This is a genomic window from Streptomyces sp. 7N604, from assembly GCF_052245475.1.
Lineage (GTDB): Bacteria > Actinomycetota > Actinomycetes > Streptomycetales > Streptomycetaceae > Streptomyces.
The window spans coordinates 24,993-43,405 of sequence record NZ_JBQQBX010000025.1; the positions used below are offsets into that span (position 1 = coordinate 24,993).

Below are 18,413 nucleotides of genomic sequence, written 5' to 3' on the forward strand. Positions count from 1 at the left end.
CCCGTACGTACGCACCCGGGCCCCCACATCAGCGACCGGAGGAGTGCAGTGGCAGCCAGCGATCGGACGGCAGGTCCCGGCAAGTCCGGGAGCTCCGATGGCCTGATGCGTGCCTCGCTGAGCGCGGTCGCGCCGGGTACGGCCCTCCGTGACGGCCTCGAGAGGGTGCTGCGGGGCAACACCGGCGGTCTCATCGTCCTCGGCATGGACAAGACGGTCGAAACGATGTGTACCGGCGGATTCGTGCTCGACGTCGAGTTCACCGCGACCCGGCTGCGCGAGCTGTGCAAGCTCGACGGCGCGCTGATCCTCGACAAGGACATCACCAAGATCGTACGGGCGGGCGTGCAGCTTGTGCCCGACGCGGCGATCCCCACCGAGGAGACCGGCACCCGGCACCGCACCGCCCAGCGTGTCTCCATCCAGGCGGGCTTCCCCGTCGTCTCCGTCAGCCAGTCCATGCGGCTGATCGCTCTCTACGTGGACGGGCAGCGGCGCGTCCTGGAGGACTCCGCGGCGATCCTCTCCCGCGCCAACCAGGCCCTTGCGACCCTGGAGCGCTACAAGCTGCGGCTCGACGAGGTCGCGGGCACCCTCTCCGCCCTGGAGATCGAGGACCTGGTGACCGTCCGCGACGTGTCCGCCGTGGCCCAGCGCCTGGAGATGGTCCGCCGCATCGCCACCGAGATCGCCGAGTACGTGGTCGAGCTGGGCACCGACGGACGGCTGCTCTCGCTGCAGCTGGACGAGCTGATCGCGGGTGTCGAGCCGGAGCGCGAGCTGGTGGCCCGGGACTACGTTCCGGAGCCCACCGCCAAGCGGTCGCGTACGGTCCCGGACGCGCTCGCGGAACTCGACTCGCTCAGCCACGCCGAGCTGCTCGAACTGCCCACCGTGGCGCGCGCGCTGGGCTACAGCGGCTCGCCCGAGGCCCTCGACTCGGCGGTCTCCCCGCGGGGTTACCGGCTGCTCGCCAAGGTTCCGCGGCTGCCGAACACCGTCATCGAGCGGCTGGTCGACTACTTCGGCGGCCTGCAGAAGCTGCTCGCGGCGAGCGTGGACGACCTGCAGACGGTCGAGGGCGTGGGCGAGGCCCGGGCCCGGTCCGTACGCGAGGGCCTGTCGCGGCTGGCGGAGTCCTCGATCCTCGAGCGGTACGTGTAGCTCGCCGCTGAAGCCGCTCCGCGCCGACGGCGCGCGCCCTCTTCGCGGTCACCCACCGGCAGTTCACCGGTCCTCAGCGATACGAGCAGCTCGTCGGCCTGCCACTCGCACCGGCGGTACGCAGCCCACCTCGCGGTCACCCACCGGCAGATCTCCTGCCGTAGCGCCTGCCGCACCGTCGCGCGCGGGCTGCCCGCACCCGGCGGCGGCACCACGCCGCTCGGCTCAGTCCTTCCGCAGTGAGAACGACACCCGCGCCGTCGACAGGCCCGTGGCCTGCACCTCGACCAGATACGTGCCCGGCTTCGCCGAACCCGCGGACGGCGTCGCGCACTTCGGCTCACTCGGCTTCCGGTCCCACACCACACTGCGGCTCGTCTCGCCGCCCGCCGGAACCTGGAGCAGGACCCTGCCGTCGTCCGCCGGGCAGTCGTCCGAGGCCCAGAACGGGTCGTCGTCGTCCGCGAAGGTGATGGTCATGACGGCAGACTTCGCCCCGAAGTCCACCTTGCAGGCCTTGCCGGAGGAGTTCTTCGCGACGATCTCGAACTTCGGCTTCTCGCTGGGGCCGTAGGAGTTCTTGACGCTGCGCACGCTCAACTGCACCGATCCGGCCCTGCAGTCGGGCAGGCTCGCACCGGCCGGGATGCCCGCCCCACCCCCGCTTCCCGAGCCGCCTCCCGCGCCGGACGCGCCGTCGCCTCCGGCGCTGTCGCCGCCGCCCGCGCCGTCGTCACCGGCGCCGCCGGTGCCGCTTCCGCCGCCGTCCCCGCCCTCCGACTCGTCGCGGCCGCCCGGCCGTTGGCTGATGGCGGGACCCGAAGAGGACGGCCCGGGCGTGATGGACTCGGCGGGCCCCGTTCCGTCCGCGCCGTTGCCGCGGCCGCCGTCACCGCCGGAGCCGGTGGAGTTGAGCGCCCAGACGCCCAGCAGGGCTAGCAGCGCAACCACGGACAGCACAACTGCCCTCCGACGCCAGTAGATGGAGGAGGGAAGCGGCCCGACCGGATTGCGCAGAGATCCCACGCGCAAACTGTACGAGAGAACGACCGCGGTTCAGGCCAGTACCCGCCGCCATCCTGGGCATCTTTTGACGATCATCATCACGCGGCGTGCGGCGGGCACTCACTTTCGTCGGGCCCGCGTCCTGACGATCGCTCACTGTGACCGGACGGGCCTGATTCATACAGTCCGTGACCATGGACGACACAGAGCTCTATCGCGACATCACCGACTTCGCCCAGGACACGCCCAGTTGGTTCCACTCCTTGACCGAATTCGGCACGGAGGCGGGGCTGTTGCTCCTGGCGGCTGTCTCCGTCGCCGTGTGGTGGCGGTCCCGTCGCGGGCACGCGCGCGAGGTGGCGCTCGCACTCCTCGGCCCACTCGCCTCTGCCGTCGCGTACGTCTGCAGCGAGCTCGCGAAGGCCGCCTTCGCGGAGGAGCGCCCGTGCCGGGCCGTCGCGGGGGCGGCCCGCCCGCTGGCCGCGTGCCCGCCGCCCGGCGACTGGTCCTTCCCGAGCAACCACGCCACCATCGCCGCGGCGCTCGCGGTCGGTGCGGTCATCGCGTACCGCCGCGCCTGGCTTCTCGTCGTCCCGGCGGCCGTCCTCACGGCCTGCTCCCGGGTGGTCCTGGGCGTGCACTATCCCCACGACGTGGCGGCGGGCTTCGCGCTGGGCGCGCTGGTCGTGACGGTGACGGCGCGGCTGCTCGTACGGCCCGCGACCGGGGCGGTGGTGCGGCTGCGCACGGGCCCGTTGCGGCCGCTCTTCGCCCGCGATGCGTAAGGCGCATGTCCCAGCGGATCATGGCCGCGGTGGCGGAAGATCCGCCGGACAGACCCCGAGGCAAGGCCACTTCAGCTCTACGGGTGGTGGGGCCTGCGGGTTGTGGGGGCCTACGGGCCTTGGGGCCCGGCCTCGACGAGGCCCGCCTCGTGGGCGACGATCGCCGCCTGGACGCGGTTCCTGACCTCCAACCGGTCGAGGATGGCGCTCACATAGGCCTTGACCGTGCCCTCCACCAGATGCAGCCGCCGGGCGATCTCCGCGTTGGACAGGCCGGCCCCGACCAGGCCGAGAACCTCCCTCTCCCGCGCGGTCAGCGCCTCCGTACGGGTGCGGGCGGACGCGCCGCGCGCCAGCCGCTCCCCGCCCAGCTCGTCGATGACGTGCCGGGCGATGCGCGGCGACAGGAACGCGCCGCCGTCCGCCACCGCCCGTACCCCCGCGATGAGTTCGTACGGATCGCCGGACTTCAGCAGGAATCCGGTCGCACCGCCGCCCAGTGCCCGCGCTACGTACGCGTCCTCGGAGAAGGTCGTCAGGATGGCGACGGCCGTCTCCGGCACGGCCCTTCTGCTCTCCTCGCAGGCGGCGAGCCCGTCGAGCTTCGGCATCCGGATGTCCAGGAGGGCGACGTCGGGGCGGTGGGCGCGGACGAGCTCGACCGCCTCGCGCCCGTCCCCGGCCTCGGCGACGACCTCGATGTCCGGCGCGGCGGCGAGGATGGCGCGTACACCCGCGCGGATCATCGCCTCGTCGTCGGCCAGCAGCACGCGAATCAACGCACCGTCTCCTCTCCGGTCGGCTCGGGCACCAGGGTCTTGGCCACGAGGCGGCCGTCCCGGAAGCAGAGCCGGTAGTCGTCCACGCTGTGGAAGAGCCGGTCGCTGGACCGGTAGTAGTGGCAGTCGGCGCCGGGGGGCGCCGCGGGGGCGCGCTCGGTCGGCGTGTCGGTGACCTCGCGGTCGGGCAGCAGCCGCGCCACGTCCGCGTAGCTGTCGCCGACCGCCAGCCGGTCGTAGGCGGCGGGCGGCAGGACCGAGTGCGTCATGACATACGCGTACCAGCCGAACACTCCGCCCACGAGGACCACCGCAGCGCCCCCCGCGGCAGCAAAGCCGACCAGCACCCTGCGCCGCGCACCCCGCCGCACCAGCACGAACTGCCGTGCTCCGGCGGTCATTCCGGGACGGCTGGGGGAGGGGTTTGCGGCGGGAAGGGAGCGGGCTCGGCCCGCCGGGGTGGGACGGGCTCCGCCGCCGGGTCCGAGGGCGGTCCCGCATGCGGGCTCTGACGTGGTCCGTGGTTCGGGCCCGGGCGGGGGCCCCGCCGCGGGCCCCGACGCGGGCGCTTCCCCGTCTGTTCCCGCAGTTCCCGGAGGACATGGGACGCGCGCCACGAGGCGGAAGCCGCGCTCGTACGGCCCCGCCGAGAGCTCACCGCCCACGAGCCGCACGCGCTCGGCGAGCGCGGCGAGGCCGGTTCCGCTGGAGGCGGGCCCGGCCAGACGCCGGGCGCTCACGGGGAGTCGGGGGCCGGACTCCCCGGGGTCCACACCGTCGGAACCGCTGCGCGCGAGCCGGTCACCGGAGCCCCGGGTGCCGGGTGTGCTGCCCGGTGTACCGGCCGGGTCCGGACGACCGGCACTGCCACCGTCCGCGGACGCATTGCGTACGGTCAACAGGACGCCGGCCCGCGACCGTTCGAGCTCCACGGTCACGGAGGCGCCGGGAGCGTGTTTGGCCGCGTTCGTCAGCGACTCCTGAACCACGCGGTGCACCGTCTGCTCCCCCATACCCGTCAGTTCGCCGTCCCCGGCGACCGACAGCCGTACGTCGAGGCCCGAGTCCCTCGCCCGCTCGACGAGGGCCTCGACGGCCTCCGCCGGGGGCACGAGCGGGGCCTCCCGCCGGCCTTCCCCTTCGCGGAGGACGCCGATGATCTCGTGCAGTCGGTCGGTCGCGTCGGCCGCGGCCTCGCGCAGCTCGCCCGCCGCGGCCCGGTGCTCGGCGGCCAGCCCGGGCGCCACCTGCAACGCGCCCGCGCGCAAGGCGATCAGGCTCAGCTCGTGGCCGAGCGAGTCGTGCATGTCCTGTGCGATACGGGCCCGCTCCCGCAGCCGCGTACGGTCCGCGACGATCTCCTGCTCGCGCTCCAGCTGCTCGGCGCGGCTCCACCCGGCGGCGACGAGTGCACGGTCCTGGCGCCGGTAACGGCCCGTCAGCCAGGGGAAGACCGCGCCGAAGAGCAGCGTCGCGAACATCACGAGCCAGACGACGACGGGGTCGGGCGGCGCCTCCACGACGATCAGGGCGGTGGCCGTCAGGCCCACGGCGGCGAAGGCGGACAGCGCGGGGCGCGCCGCGTCGGCCCGGCGGCCGAGGAGATAGGCGACGGCCGAGAGCGCGGGACCGTAGCTGACCGTGAACAGGCCGGGCGTGGCGGCGAGTCCGAGGGCCGCGACGACGAGCAGGGCGAGGGCGGGCCGCGTACGGGCGAGGGCTACGGCCACCGCGAGCAGGAGGACGCCGACGATGGTCTGCCACCACGGGAGGGGCTGGTTCCGCCCGAGCGAGTCGCCGAACGCGACGGGCACGGCGAGGGCTACCCACAACACGGCGTCGGCCAGAACTTCCCGATGTCTCACCCGCCCGACGCTACAAGCGCCAGTCCCCCCATACCCCTGCCGAAAGTCATGCCTCCGGCCGGGTGTTCGCGGCGTGCGGATGGGACGATCGCGACCGGGCAGACGCTCCCACCCCGAGCCGACAACCCCACCCGTCCCCCACCACCGGGCGGGGCCGACGCACAAACCCCCGCCGAAGGCCGCGGAGACGCCCCCGGGAGCCCGACACACACTGCCACCACCGCAGCAGCGACCTCGCACAAACAGCCGACACCACAACCCCCAAACCACTGCACGTGCCCCACCCCCAGCAACGTGCAGGTGGACACACAAACCCCGGCCTGAATCCGGGCAGCCAGCGACCCCGCAGCCCGCCCCACACGCCACCAGAGCAGCGGCCCGCACAATCAGCCCACGCCGCAAGCGCCGAACCGCTGCATGTGCCCCAGCCCTGGGCACCCCCAGCAACGGGTGGGTGGGCACAACCAACCCCGGCCGAAGGCCGGGCAGACAGCCGCCCCCCGGGCCGACACCAATCCGCCCCATCGCGGCAGCGGCCCCCGCGGCGAGCGGACTCGTGCCAGGATCGGTTCTGCCATGACTACGACGACCACAACCCGCACACCGGACGAGGCCCTGCCCGAGTCCGCCCCCGCCGCGCTCCACACCCCGGTCATCGACTGGTTCCGGACGCACGCCCGCGACCTCCCCTGGCGCCGCCCCGAGGCCGGCGCCTGGGGCGTGATGGTCAGCGAGTTCATGCTTCAGCAGACGCCGGTCAGCCGCGTCCTGCCCGTCTACGAGCAGTGGCTCGCGCGCTGGCCGCGGCCCGCCGATCTCGCCGCCGAGGCGCCGGGCGAGGCGGTCCGCGCCTGGGGCCGCCTGGGCTACCCCCGCCGCGCGCTGCGCCTGCACGCCGCCGCGGCCGCGATAACGGAGCGGCACGGCGGCGAGGTTCCGCGCGACCACGCGAAGCTCCTCGCGCTCCCCGGCATCGGCGAGTACACCGCGGCGGCCGTCGCCTCCTTCGCGTACGGCCGGCGCCACGCCGTACTGGACACCAACGTCCGCCGGGTCCTCGCCCGCGCGGTCACCGGCACCCAGTACCCGCCGACCGCGACCACCGCGGCCGAGCGCCGCCTCGCCCGCGCCCTCCTCCCGGAGGACGAGCCGACGGCCGCCGTCTGGGCCGCGGCCACGATGGAGCTCGGCGCGCTGGTGTGCACCGCGCGCACGCCCGGCTGCGGGCGCTGCCCGATCGCCACGCAGTGCGCCTGGCGGCTCGCGGGCTCGCCCGCGCACGACGGGCCACCGCGCCGCGGCCAGACGTACGCGGGTACGGACCGCCAGGTGCGCGGCAGGCTGCTGGCCGTGCTGCGCGAGGCGGTCGAGCCGGTGCCGCAGGCGGTTCTGGACGCGGTGTGGGACGAGCCGGTGCAGCGCGCCCGCGCGCTGGACGGCCTGGTGGCCGACGGCCTCGTCGAGCCGCTCGACGGCGGTGTGTACCGGCTCCCGCTGACCTGACGACGCCCACACGACACACCACACCGATCGATGTGCCAGCCTTCCGCGCCACCGCACCAACAAGCGTCACAGCAGCCGCCATTCGTCACACACTCCGCGTGACCCTACGCCCCATACATCCCGATTCGCCCCACCAAACCAGCCCACCACCCGACCGCTGTTACACAACCGACGGATAGCCGTGCGCCGCCCGAGCATCGGAGCGGACCGCTCCGTTACAGCTCCTCCGTAGCTTCATGTCCGTGCCGGGGACACCGGCGACCAACGGGGTCCCCGGCGACCCACGGGGCGGAAGAGCGGAACGGAGGCGGTCGAGATGGCGAGCAGCGAGGTCGGCGAGGTCCTGGAGTTCGAGGAGTACGTGAGGACCCGGCAGGAGGCACTGCTGCGTAGCGCCCGGCGGCTGGTCCCGGACCCGGTCGAGGCCCAGGATCTGCTCCAGACCGCTCTCGCCAGGACCTACGGCCGCTGGGACGGCATCGCCGACAAGTCCCTCGCGGACGCCTACCTCCGGCGGGTCATGATCAACACCCGCACCGAGTGGTGGCGGGCCAGGAAGCTGGACGAGGTACCCACCGAGCAACTGCCCGAAGCCGCCGTCGACGACGGCACGGAGCAGCGCGCCGACCGCGCCCTGCTGATCGACATACTCGGTGTTCTCGCCCCCAAGCAGCGCAGCGTCGTCATCCTGCGACACTGGGAGCAGATGAGCACGGAGGAGACGGCGGCGGCCCTGGGCATGTCCACCGGCACCGTGAAGAGCACGCTGCACCGGGCGCTCGCCCGGCTGCGCCAGGAGCTGGAGAGGCGTGAGCTGGGCGCCCGGGAGCTGGAACGTGACGAGGAACGGGGGCCTCAGCAGTGCGCGGCCTGACGCGGGCTGATTTCCGGGGGGCAGGTTCACCCCTCACCAAGACCGGCCGGGCGCTCACGAGGCGCCCGGCCCTCACAAGAGCCGGTACGGCGGCCGCGGGCGCGGCCGCCGCCGGCCTGTTTCTCTCCGGGTGCGCCGCAGGCGCCGAGGGCGTGCGGATCGAGGGTCCCGCCCGGACGGGCACGGCGGCCGGAACAGCCACCTCCGCCCCCTCCTCCCCGACCGCGCCCACCAAGGTCGACGCGGTCGCCCTCCTGAAGAAGGACCGGAACGTCAGCGCCGCGATCCGCAGGGACCTCGAGCCGTGCGTGGGCGACGAGTACCCGGTCGACGTCTCGTACGGCAACCTCACCGGCAGCACCGCGCCCGACGTCGTCATCAATGTCCTGACCTGCGGCGACGCCATCGGCATCGGGACGTATGTCTACCGGGAGGAGGCGGCCGCCAAGAGATACGAGAATGTGTTCGTGAACGAGCAGCCGCCCGTCTACGCCGAGATATCCAGAGGCGACCTGGAGGTCACCCGGCAGGTCTACGGGCCCGGGGACCCGGTGAGCTTCCCGTCCGGCGAGGACGTCATCACGTACCGCTGGGCCGACGGCAGGTTCACCGAGCACGAGCGGACGCACAGCGACTACAGCAAGACTGTGGAGGGCGCCGACCCGTCGCCGGCACCGGAGGGGGGCTGAGAGAGGCAGATGGCCGACACCCATGTGCTCTTCGTCGAGGACGACGATGTCATCCGCGAGGCGACCCAACTGGCCCTGGAGCGGGACGGATTCGCCGTCACGGCCGTGCCGGACGGGCTGACCGGGCTCGAGAGGTTCCGCACCGACCCGCCGGACATCGCCCTGCTGGACGTCATGGTGCCCGGCATGGACGGCGTGAGCCTGTGCCGCAGGATCCGTGACGAGTCGACCGTGCCCGTGATCATGCTGTCGGCGCGCGCCGACTCGATCGACGTCGTGCTGGGCCTGGAGGCCGGCGCGGACGACTACGTGACCAAGCCCTTCGACGGAGCCGTGCTGATGGCCCGGATCCGGGCCGTGCTGCGCCGCTTCGGGAACGCAGGCGGGGCGTACGGGGCGCACCCCGGCGACGGGGGCGACGCGCGCGGCGACGGCGAGCCGCTGCGCTTCGGCGACCTCGAGGTCGACACGGAGGGGATGGAGGTCCGCAAGGGCGGCGAACCGGTCGCGCTGACCCCGACGGAGATGCGGCTGCTGCTGGAGTTCTCGGCCGCGCCCGGCACCGTACTGTCCAGGGACCGGCTGCTGGAGCGGGTGTGGGACTACGGCTGGGGCGGCGACACCCGGGTCGTGGACGTCCATGTGCAGCGGCTGCGCGCGAAGATCGGCCAGGACCGGCTCGAGACGGTCCGCGGCTTCGGCTACAAGCTCAAGAGCTGAGCGGATCCGGGGCCTTCGTTGAGAAAACTCGTGCTGCGCACCGGCATCCGGTGGAAGCTCAGCATCGCCATCGCCGCCGTGAGCACGTTCGTCGCGATCGTGCTCAGCCTGGTGGTGCACAACGCCGCCCGCGTCTCGATGCTCGACAGCAGCCGGGACGTCCAGGACGAGCGGATCAAGTACGCGCAGCGGATCTTCGAGTCCACCGGGCGGCCGCCCTTCGACTCCAAGATCGACGACCGGGGCCTGCCGCCGTCGCTCAAGGCCGTGGTGCTGAGCGGGCAGCGTGCCACCTACCTCGATGACGACGGCGACGGCGCGCCCGAGGTCTGGGCCGCCGTCCCGCTCTCGAACGGCAAGGTGCTCTCGCTGCACTCCCGCTTCGAGGACCGGTACGCCGTCCTCACCGACCTCGACCGGACGCTGGTCATGGGCTCGGCCTCGGTCGTCTTCGGGGGCTGCGCACTGGGTGTGCTCATCGGCGTGCAGCTGTCGCGCCGGCTGCGGAAGGCGGCCACCGCGGCCGGCAAGATCACCGAGGGCGACACGGGCGTCCGCATCCGGGACGCGATCGGCGGCCGGGTCCGGGACGAGACGGACGACCTGGCGCGGGCCGTGGACGCCATGGCGGACGCGCTGCAGCGGCGGCTCGAGGCGGAGCGGCGGGTGACGGCCGACATCGCCCACGAGCTCCGCACCCCGGTGACCGGGCTGCTCACGGCTGCCGAGCTGCTGCCGCCCGGCCGCCCGACCGAACTCGTACGGGACCGGGCACAGGCCATGCGCACGCTCGTCGAGGACGTGCTGGAGGTGGCCCGGCTCGACAGCGCGGCCGAGCGGGCGGAGCTGCAGGAGATCGCGCTCGGCGAGTTCGTCGCCCGCCGGGTGAAGGTCCTGGCGCCGGACGCCGCCGTGCGGGTCGTACGGGACGCGCACGCGCACACCGACCCGCGGCGGCTCGAGCGGATACTCGGCAACCTGCTCGCGAACGCCGCCCGGCACGGCAGGCCGCCGGTGGAGGTCACGGTCGACGGCCGCGTGCTGCGCGTCCGCGACCACGGGCCCGGCTTCCCGGCCGAGCTGCTGGCCGACGGGCCGAGCAGGTTCCGCACGGGCAGCGACGACCGGGCCGGGATCGGCCACGGCCTGGGGCTGACCATCGCCGCGGGGCAGGCGCGGGTGCTGGGGGCGCGGCTGACCTTCCACAACGGAACGGCGGAGGGCGAAGGGGACACCGGAGCCGAGGAGCCCGGTTCCTGTACGGATACGGGTGCGGCAGGCACGGGCCAGGCGGAGGCGGGACCGGCGGGTGCGGGCGAGGCGGGCTCAGGCGCGGGCACGGCGGGCTCGTGCGCGGGCACGGACCAGGCGGGCACGGGCGCCATCGCCGTGCTGTGGCTGCCGGAGTCCGCACCGACCGACACCGGCAGCATCCCGATCATCACCGAGCCTCACCCGACCGAAGCGGCCGGGGCCTGAGCGGGTCCCGACCGGGTCCTAACAGGCCCAGTCCTGGTCGAGGTCGAGCTGCTCGCGGCGCTGGGTGAACGAGAACCAGTTGCCCGAGTCGTCACGGAAGATCGCCTCCGTGCCGTACGGGCGCTCCTGCGGTCCCTGAAGGAACTCCACGCCGCGCGCCTTCAGCGCCTCGTAGTCGGCGTGGATGTCGTCGGTCGCGAGCACGCCCGCGCCCAGAACGCCCTTGGAGATCAACGTCTTCATGGCCTCGGCGGACTCCGGGTCGAGTCCGGGCGGTCCCGGCACCATCAGCGTGATCTCGACGTCCGGCTGGTCCTTGGCGCCGACCGTGAGCCAGCGCATACCGCCCTCGCCCATGGTCATGTCGGTGCGGACCTCGAAGCCCAGCTTCTCGGTGTAGAACTCCTTGGCCCGGTCCTGGTCGAGGACCCAGACCGTGGTGATGGCGATTCCCTTGATCATGGCGCGCTCCACGTGCTGTCGAGGTGTCCGTCGGGGCTGTCCCGCCGTGCTGCGGGGCTTTCCCGCCGTGCGTCCCGCCAACGTAGGCAGTACGGGCCTCAGGGCGCTTCTCCAGAATTGCGGTCCTGCCCGCCACGCTTTCCGGGGCCCCCGCCGCCCGTCGGGCCTCCGCCGCTCCCTGAGCCCCTGCCGGCCCCGGGGTCCTCGAGCCCTTTGAAGCCGCCCGACCACAGCAGTGCGTAGCACCCCGGTATGAGCGCCGCCCCGCGCCCCACATGCTTGGCGCGGTACTCGCTCGGGGTCAGCCCGGTCTGCTTCTTGAAGCTCGCCGAGAACGTGCCGAGGCTGGTGAAGCCGACCAGCGTGCAGATCTCCGTGACCGACAGGTCGGCGGTGCGCAGCAGCTCCTCGGCGCGCTCTGTCCGGCGACGGCTGAGGTACTGCCCCGGCGTCTGCCCGTACACCGCCTTGAAGGCGCGGACGAAGTGATAGCGCGAGTACCCCGCGTGCGCGGCGACCGCGTCCAGGTCGAGCGGCTCGGCCCAGTCGCGGTCCATGGCGTCCTTGGCACGGCGCAGCTGCCGCAGATGGGCGAGGTGCGCCGTGCCCGGAGGCGTACTGCCTGAAGGCGTGGTCACGTAGCGATGCTGGCACCCCCCACTGACACGAGGCCCCTCCGGTGCACACACCGGAGGGGCCTCACGTCAGCGCATCACCCGTGAGCGCCGGGCGCCATTCGCGTCAGAGCGCGACGCCCTTGTCCCGCATGAACTTCATGGGCTCGATCGCGTGGCCGTAGACCGGGGCGGTACGGGTCTCGAAGTGCAGGTGGGGACCGGTCGAGTTGCCGGTGCTGCCGGACTTGCCTATCTCCTGGCCGGTCGTCACGGCCTGGCCGACGTGAACATTGAGCTTCGAGAGGTGCGCGTACTGGGTGTACGTACGGTCGGCGTGCTTGATCACGACGTTGTTGCCGTACGCCCCGCCCCAGCCGGCGTCGACCACGGTGCCGGTGTGGACGGCCTTGACGGAGGTGCCCGTCGGCACGACCAGGTCCTGGCCGGAGTGCTTGTTGGACCACATGTTGCCGCCGAGGCCGAACGTCGAGCCCTTGACGTACTTGTCGACCGGCTTCACCCAGGAGGCCGGGGTGACGACCGGCTTGAGCGCGGCGCGCTTCTTGCGGTCGGCGGCGGCCTTGTCGGCGGCGCGCTTCGCCGCGGCGGCCTTCGCGGCTGCGGCCTTCTTCGCGACGGCGGCCTTGGTGTCGGCGGCCTTCTTCTGACCCTCGGCCTGGGCCTTCACGACGTGGGAGAGGGAAGTGGCGGTGTTCAGGGCGAACACCTCGCCGCCCTGAGGAGCCGAGCCACCCGCCGCGGCGAGCGCAACCCCGGTCCCCAGCACGACCGAAGCTCCCATACCCACGGCCAGGACTCCGGCGCGGCGGCGAAGGACGTTCTTGCTCGGGGTGCTGGTCTTCTGGGCGTGCTTCGTCATACGGGCTTTCCTCCAAGAAGTGAATGGATCCCGGGGTGCGTCCGGGATCGCTCATCCTTGGTAACCCGCGATTTCCGAGGGGCCAAGCGGCCTTTCTACTAGCTGATACCGTAGGAAGTCGGGCTATTCGCCAGCCCTGACCGAGCCCCCACAACGGGTGGAAAACCCTCGAAAACGTTCACTCCGGAAAGGCATCACCTTGTTCCCACAAGCTGAGGGGCCTGATCCCTGGGAAAGGGTGAACGGCGGGGGGCATAGGCGGCCACCTCGGAGCTATGAGGTGCATATCGGGCATTCCGGGACAGCTATCCCCTATTGCACCTAGTAAGTGAAGTGGGCCACGTGCGGCAAGTCACTGACGCATAAGATCAAAAGGGATTTTGCGGTGTCCTTCGGATGTCCCTTTCGGGACTTGGATCAGACGGCAGCCGCGGCCGCATTCGCCCGCGCCGGCATCCCTGAGCCGCGCGGCAGCCAACCGCAGACAGCGAAAAGCCTGGCCCGGAACCGCATTACGGTTCCGGGCCAGGCCGGGTTCAGAGGAGCGATCCGTCGACGACGAGGCCGATCAGACGTCCTTGGTCAGGTTCGGACCCGAACCGCCGCCCGCCGCGGACTCGATCGGGGGGACGTCGGGCAGCGCCGACTTCTCCTCGCCGCGGAAGGAGAAGGTCTTCTCCTCGCCCTCGCCCTCGGTGTCGACGACCACGATGTGACCGGGGCGCAGCTCACCGAAGAGGATCTTCTCCGAGAGCATGTCCTCGATCTCCCGCTGGATCGTCCGGCGCAGCGGCCGGGCGCCCAGGATCGGGTCGTAACCCTTCTTCGCGAGCAGCTTCTTGGCCTCGCCGCTGAGCTCGATGCCCATGTCGCGGTCCTTCAGCCGCTCGTCCACCTTGGCCAGCATCAGGTCGACGATCTGGATGATGTCGTCCTGCGACAGCTGGTGGAAGACCACGGTGTCGTCGACACGGTTCAGGAACTCGGGCCGGAAGTGCTGCTTCAGCTCTTCGTTGACCTTGGCCTTCATCCGCTCGTAGCCGGTCCGGACGTCGCCCCCGGCGGCGAAGCCGAGGTTGAAGCCCTTGGAGATGTCCCGGGTGCCGAGGTTGGTGGTCATGATGATGACCGTGTTCTTGAAGTCCACGACCCGGCCCTGGGAGTCGGTCAGGCGACCGTCCTCCAGGATCTGCAGCAGCGAGTTGAAGATATCCGGGTGGGCCTTCTCGACCTCGTCGAAGAGGACCACGGAGAACGGCTTGCGGCGCACCTTCTCGGTGAGCTGGCCGCCTTCCTCGTAGCCGACGTATCCGGGCGGGGAGCCGAAGAGCCGCGAGACGGTGTGCTTCTCGCTGAACTCGGACATGTCGAGCTGGATCAGCGCGTCCTCGTCGCCGAAGAGGAACTCCGCCAGCGTCTTGGACAGCTCGGTCTTACCGACGCCGGACGGGCCGGCGAAGATGAACGAGCCACCCGGGCGCTTCGGGTCCTTCAGGCCCGCACGCGTACGGCGGATCGCCTGCGACAGGGCCTTGATGGCGTCCTTCTGGCCGATGACGCGCTTGTGGAGCTCGTCCTCCATGCGCAGCAGCCTCGAGGACTCCTCCTCGGTGAGCTTGAAGACCGGGATGCCGGTGGCCGTGGCCAGGACCTCGGCGATCAGCTCCTCGTCGACCTCGGCGACGACGTCCATGTCGCCGGCCTTCCACTCCTTCTCCCGCTTGGTCTTCGCCGCCAGCAGCTGCTTCTCCTTGTCGCGGAGAGAGGCCGCCTTCTCGAAGTCCTGGGAGTCGATGGCCGACTCCTTGTCCCGGCGCACGCCCGCGATCTTCTCGTCGAACTCGCGCAGGTCCGGCGGAGCGGTCATCCGGCGGATACGCATCCGGGAGCCGGCCTCGTCGATCAGGTCGATCGCCTTGTCCGGCAGGAAGCGGTCGGAGATGTAGCGGTCGGCCAGGGTGGCGGCCGCCACGAGAGCAGAGTCCGTGATCGAGACGCGGTGGTGCGCCTCGTAGCGGTCCCGGAGGCCCTTGAGGATCTCGATGGTGTGCGGCAGCGACGGCTCCGCCACCTGGATGGGCTGGAAGCGGCGCTCCAGGGCCGCGTCCTTCTCCAGGTGCTTGCGGTACTCGTCGAGCGTCGTCGCACCGATGGTCTGCAGCTCACCGCGCGCCAGCATGGGCTTGAGGATGCTGGCGGCGTCGATCGCGCCCTCGGCGGCACCCGCACCCACCAGGGTGTGGAGCTCGTCGATGAACAGGATGATGTCGCCGCGGGTGCGGATCTCCTTGAGCACCTTCTTCAGGCGCTCCTCGAAGTCACCGCGGTAGCGGGAGCCGGCGACCAGGGCACCCAGGTCGAGGGTGTAGAGGTGCTTGTCCTTGAGGGTCTCGGGCACCTCGCCCTTGACGATCGCCTGGGCCAGGCCCTCGACGACCGCGGTCTTGCCGACGCCGGGCTCGCCGATGAGCACCGGGTTGTTCTTCGTACGGCGCGACAGCACCTGCATGACCCGCTCGATCTCCTTCTCGCGCCCGATGACCGGGTCGAGCTTGGATTCGCGGGCGGCCTGCGTGAGGTTGCGGCCGAACTGGTCCAGGACGAGGGAGGTCGAGGGCGTGCCCTCGGCCGGGCCGCCTGCGGTGGCGGCCTCCTTGCCCTGGTAGCCGGAGAGCAGCTGGATGACCTGCTGCCGCACCCGGTTCAGATCGGCGCCCAGCTTCACGAGGACCTGGGCGGCGACGCCCTCGCCCTCGCGGATCAGGCCGAGCAGGATGTGCTCCGTACCGATGTAGTTGTGGCCGAGCTGAAGGGCCTCGCGGAGCGACAGCTCCAGGACCTTCTTGGCACGGGGGGTGAAGGGGATGTGGCCGGAAGGGGCCTGCTGGCCCTGGCCGATGATCTCCTCCACCTGCTGGCGGACCGCCTCGAGCGAAATCCCGAGGCTCTCCAGGGCCTTAGCGGCGACACCCTCACCCTCGTGGATCAGGCCCAGGAGGATGTGCTCGGTGCCGATGTAGTTGTGGTTGAGCATCCGGGCTTCTTCCTGAGCCAGGACGACAACCCGCCGCGCACGGTCGGTGAACCTCTCGAACATCGTTAATCGCTCCTCAGAGCGGTCAGAAAGATCGGGGACGATCCCCTCCCTGTCCTTCCGCATGCTAGTCCCGCTATGGGGGACAGCTCATTCCAACTGCCGACACCCGTCCTTGGCCTCCTGCCCCGAACAGCCGACAACAGCTCCAACCCGATGGTGCGAGACGATGTTCCCGCAGGCCAGGCGTATACCCTCGATACCACTACGCCGATGGCGAACGCCATCCCGGCCAACGCGCGCGCGTCGCCCCTCCCACTAGGAATTTCTTACCCGCTCGCACGGACACTCCATGCGGCGCGAGCCGCTGCCATCCGCTATGGGCGAACAACCTTGCGCCCTGGGAACCCTCCCGCGCGCCCCCGCCCTTACCACAGTGCGTACCCGCTCGCCAACTGTGCGTAACTCCCAGGGGGATTGGCAGTTGCTTCGGACATGGCAACCGACGACACCCGCGGCGTACGGCAGTGGTACGAGCGCGAGCTGGGCTGGGCCACGGCGTGCGGGCGGCCGGACGGGCCGACCGTGGAATTGCTCACCGGGCTGCGCTTCGACGTCCTGGAGCTGCCGGCCGAGGCCGGGTCGGCAGTGCTGCGGCGCGTGCCGCGAACCGGCCCTGTGGCGCTGGACGGCCTCAGAATGAGGTTCCTGGTGGCTGCGGGCAGCGCGGAGCAGCTGCCGGAGCTGCTCGACTGGCTGGAGTGGAGCGGAGTCGCCCTCGATCTGGTCGCACTCGGACCGGGCGACCGGATGCCCGCGCCCCGGCCTGCGGGCTCGCGGGCGGCCGCGGGCTCCGGGCCGCAGCCGGTGTGGCTGCGGCCTCCCGAGCCGGGGTGCGAGGTCGAGCCGACGCTGCCCGCGGCAGCCCTCGGGGGTGCCCCGGGGGGTCACGGGGGCGACAGCGAATGCGCCCCCGATCTCGTGCGGCTCGTGGGCGCGGCGGCTACGGAGTGCCACCGGGCCCGGCTACTGAGCGCCTCGCGCGCTCAGGCGTTCGCCTTCTCGTACGCCTCGCGGATCTCCGCGGGGACGCGGCCGCGGTCGTTGACGCTGTAACCGTTCTCCTTCGCCCAGGCGCGGATCTTCGCGGTGTCCTGGGTGCCGCCGGACGCCGCGGCACGGGCCTTGCGGCCGGCCCCGGAACGGCCACCGGTGCGGCGGCCGCCCTTCGTGTAGGGCTCGAGCAGACCACGCAGCTTGTCCGCGTTGGCGGCGGTGAGGTCGATCTCGTAGGTCTTGCCGTCCAGCGCGAACGTCACGGTCTCGTCGGCCTCGCCACCGTCGAGGTCGTCGACAAGAAGGACCTGAACCTTCTGTGCCACCGGATTCCCTTTCATCGAAAAAGCAGTACGACGGAAAGGAAACCGCCTTTCTCGGAAAAACACAAACCCCTGGGTGAGGTTCAGCAGCCCGTCAGTACGGTAAACATGCGCGATTCGGACATAGGGATCGCCATAGGCCCTCATAGCAGCGGCATAGGCATCTGCGCGGGGGCGTGCTTCACTCGTTGCAGATCCGGTTGCAGATCCGGTTGCAGATCCGGTTGCAGAAGCATCGGGGGATCACAGGTGCAGAAGCATCCGGCTGTTGCCGAGGGTGTTCGGCTTCACCCGTTCGAGGCCCAGGAACTCGGCCACACCCTCGTCATAGGAACGCAGCAGCTCGCTGTAGACATCGCCGTCGACCGGCGTCTCCCCGATCTCCACGAAGCCGTGCTTGGCGAAGAAGTCGAGTTCGAAGGTGAGACAGAAAATGCGCCGCACGCCGAGCCAGCGTGCCGTCTGCAACAACTTCGTGAGGATCTGGTGCCCCACCCCGGTGCCCTTCAACCGCGGGTCAACGGCCAGCGTGCGGACCTCGGCGAGGTCTTCCCACATCACGTGGAGTGCCCCGCACCCGACGACCTGTCCGTCCTCGTCGCGCTCCGCGACCCAGAACTCCTGGATGTCCTCGTAAAGGGTCACCGTCGCTTTGTCGAGCAGGATGCCGTCGCGCACGTACGCGTCGATGAGACGGCGCACGACTGGCACATCGCTCGTCCGGGCCCGGCGTACAGTGACCTCTTTTGATACTGGGGACATGGGCGGACGCTATCGCCCCGCCTCTCCCGGGCTCTCATCGGGATCGCCGAGTTGTACGACGCGCATGGCGTCCCGGAGGGCTTCCCGCTGTTCCTGGGACATCATGCCGAAGAAGGCGACGAGCGCGGCCGCGAGGTTGTCACTGGTCTGCCATGCCTCGTGCATGAGTGCGGCGGAGTACGCGGCGCGGGTGGAGACCGCCTCATATCGATAGGCGCGGCCTTCGGCTTCCCTGCGCACCCAGCCCTTCTGATGCAGGTTGTCCATTACGGTCATGACCGTGGTGTACGCGATGGAGCGTTCCTGCTGAAGGTCTTCCAGGACTTCTCGAACGGTGACCGGCCGGTTCCACTCCCAGACGCGCGTCATCACGGCGTCCTCGAGGTCACCCAATCGTCGAACCACATTGGAATAAT

The 18,413-nt window shown here is 71.1% G+C and carries 18 protein-coding genes; 8 read left to right on the plus strand and 10 right to left on the minus strand.

The window, feature by feature from the left end; genetic code table 11:
- Positions 1-105: 105 nt before the first annotated feature.
- Positions 106-1,164 (plus strand): DNA integrity scanning diadenylate cyclase DisA, encoded by a 1,059-nt coding sequence (gene disA / locus ACTWP8_RS25965; RefSeq protein WP_443315772.1) that lies wholly within the window; start codon positions 106-108, stop codon positions 1,162-1,164.
- A gap of 225 nt (positions 1,165-1,389) precedes the next feature.
- Here the strand turns inward: disA and ACTWP8_RS25970 are convergent, their stop codons facing one another.
- Positions 1,390-2,190, minus strand: a complete 801-nt coding sequence (locus ACTWP8_RS25970) for a hypothetical protein (protein ID WP_443324533.1) — start codon at positions 2,188-2,190, stop codon at positions 1,390-1,392.
- Positions 2,191-2,363: 173 nt separating this feature from the next.
- On the opposite strand from ACTWP8_RS25970, the gene ACTWP8_RS25975 reads away from it, so the two are divergent.
- Entirely contained in the window at positions 2,364-2,954 is a 591-nt protein-coding gene (locus ACTWP8_RS25975) for a phosphatase PAP2 family protein (protein WP_443324534.1), read from the plus strand.
- A gap of 110 nt (positions 2,955-3,064) precedes the next feature.
- Here ACTWP8_RS25975 and ACTWP8_RS25980 read toward each other — a convergent pair whose 3' ends face one another.
- Together ACTWP8_RS25980 and ACTWP8_RS25985 are read right to left on the minus strand one after the other, a co-directional pair.
- Positions 3,065-3,733: a response regulator gene (locus ACTWP8_RS25980; protein ID WP_443324535.1), complete on the minus strand. Its 669-nt coding sequence runs from the start codon at positions 3,731-3,733 to the stop codon at positions 3,065-3,067.
- Complete coding sequence (locus ACTWP8_RS25985; RefSeq protein WP_443324536.1) at positions 3,730-5,598, minus strand: sensor histidine kinase; 1,869 nt, start codon at positions 5,596-5,598, stop codon at positions 3,730-3,732. Before ACTWP8_RS25985 ends, ACTWP8_RS25980 begins: the two co-directional genes overlap by 4 nt.
- 576 nt (positions 5,599-6,174) lie before the next feature.
- Between ACTWP8_RS25985 and ACTWP8_RS25990 the strand changes: the two genes are divergently transcribed.
- The 5 genes from ACTWP8_RS25990 (at position 6,175) to cseC (ending at position 10,863) form a co-directional block, all read left to right on the plus strand.
- Positions 6,175-7,101 (plus strand): A/G-specific adenine glycosylase, encoded by a 927-nt coding sequence (locus tag ACTWP8_RS25990; RefSeq protein WP_443324537.1) that lies wholly within the window; start codon positions 6,175-6,177, stop codon positions 7,099-7,101.
- Between the two features lie 316 nt (positions 7,102-7,417).
- Complete coding sequence (locus ACTWP8_RS25995) at positions 7,418-7,975, plus strand: SigE family RNA polymerase sigma factor (protein ID WP_443324538.1); 558 nt, start codon at positions 7,418-7,420, stop codon at positions 7,973-7,975.
- Entirely contained in the window at positions 7,963-8,664 is a 702-nt protein-coding gene (locus ACTWP8_RS26000) for a hypothetical protein (RefSeq protein ID WP_443324539.1), read from the plus strand. The genes ACTWP8_RS25995 and ACTWP8_RS26000 overlap by 13 nt, the downstream gene beginning before the upstream one ends.
- A gap of 9 nt (positions 8,665-8,673) precedes the next feature.
- Positions 8,674-9,384 (plus strand): two-component system response regulator CseB, encoded by a 711-nt coding sequence (gene cseB, locus ACTWP8_RS26005; protein ID WP_443324540.1) that lies wholly within the window; start codon positions 8,674-8,676, stop codon positions 9,382-9,384.
- Positions 9,385-9,402: 18 nt separating this feature from the next.
- Positions 9,403-10,863 (plus strand): two-component system sensor histidine kinase CseC, encoded by a 1,461-nt coding sequence (cseC, locus tag ACTWP8_RS26010; RefSeq protein WP_443324541.1) that lies wholly within the window; start codon positions 9,403-9,405, stop codon positions 10,861-10,863.
- A gap of 18 nt (positions 10,864-10,881) precedes the next feature.
- On the opposite strand, the gene ACTWP8_RS26015 is transcribed toward cseC, so the two are convergent.
- The 4 genes from ACTWP8_RS26015 to ACTWP8_RS26030 form a co-directional block, all read right to left on the minus strand.
- On the minus strand, positions 10,882-11,325 hold the full coding sequence (locus tag ACTWP8_RS26015) for a VOC family protein (RefSeq protein ID WP_443324542.1): 444 nt from the start codon (positions 11,323-11,325) through the stop codon (positions 10,882-10,884).
- Between the two features lie 98 nt (positions 11,326-11,423).
- Positions 11,424-11,882, minus strand: a complete 459-nt coding sequence (locus ACTWP8_RS26020; RefSeq protein WP_443324630.1) for a helix-turn-helix transcriptional regulator — start codon at positions 11,880-11,882, stop codon at positions 11,424-11,426.
- A 184-nt stretch (positions 11,883-12,066) separates the two neighbouring features.
- On the minus strand, positions 12,067-12,822 hold the full coding sequence (locus ACTWP8_RS26025) for a M23 family metallopeptidase (protein ID WP_443324543.1): 756 nt from the start codon (positions 12,820-12,822) through the stop codon (positions 12,067-12,069).
- Between the two features lie 568 nt (positions 12,823-13,390).
- Positions 13,391-15,919 carry an ATP-dependent Clp protease ATP-binding subunit gene (locus ACTWP8_RS26030; protein ID WP_443324544.1) on the minus strand — a complete coding sequence of 843 codons (2,529 nt, stop codon included), beginning with the start codon at positions 15,917-15,919 and terminating at the stop codon, positions 13,391-13,393.
- Positions 15,920-16,351: 432 nt separating this feature from the next.
- On the opposite strand from ACTWP8_RS26030, the gene ACTWP8_RS26035 reads away from it, so the two are divergent.
- On the plus strand, positions 16,352-16,972 hold the full coding sequence (locus ACTWP8_RS26035; RefSeq protein WP_443324545.1) for an SCO3374 family protein: 621 nt from the start codon (positions 16,352-16,354) through the stop codon (positions 16,970-16,972).
- Here ACTWP8_RS26035 and ACTWP8_RS26040 read toward each other — a convergent pair.
- From ACTWP8_RS26040 to ACTWP8_RS26050, 3 genes are all read right to left on the minus strand, one after another.
- On the minus strand, positions 16,903-17,238 hold the full coding sequence (locus ACTWP8_RS26040) for a histone-like nucleoid-structuring protein Lsr2 (RefSeq protein ID WP_443315731.1): 336 nt from the start codon (positions 17,236-17,238) through the stop codon (positions 16,903-16,905). The genes ACTWP8_RS26035 and ACTWP8_RS26040 overlap by 70 nt on opposite strands.
- A 240-nt stretch (positions 17,239-17,478) precedes the next feature.
- A complete protein-coding gene (locus ACTWP8_RS26045; RefSeq protein WP_443324546.1) occupies positions 17,479-17,997 on the minus strand; it encodes an amino-acid N-acetyltransferase in 519 nt (172 codons plus the stop codon).
- Positions 17,998-18,006: 9 nt separating this feature from the next.
- Positions 18,007-18,402, minus strand: coding sequence for a BlaI/MecI/CopY family transcriptional regulator (locus tag ACTWP8_RS26050; protein ID WP_443315769.1), 396 nt, complete (start codon positions 18,400-18,402; stop codon positions 18,007-18,009).
- Positions 18,403-18,413: the final 11 nt, after the last annotated feature.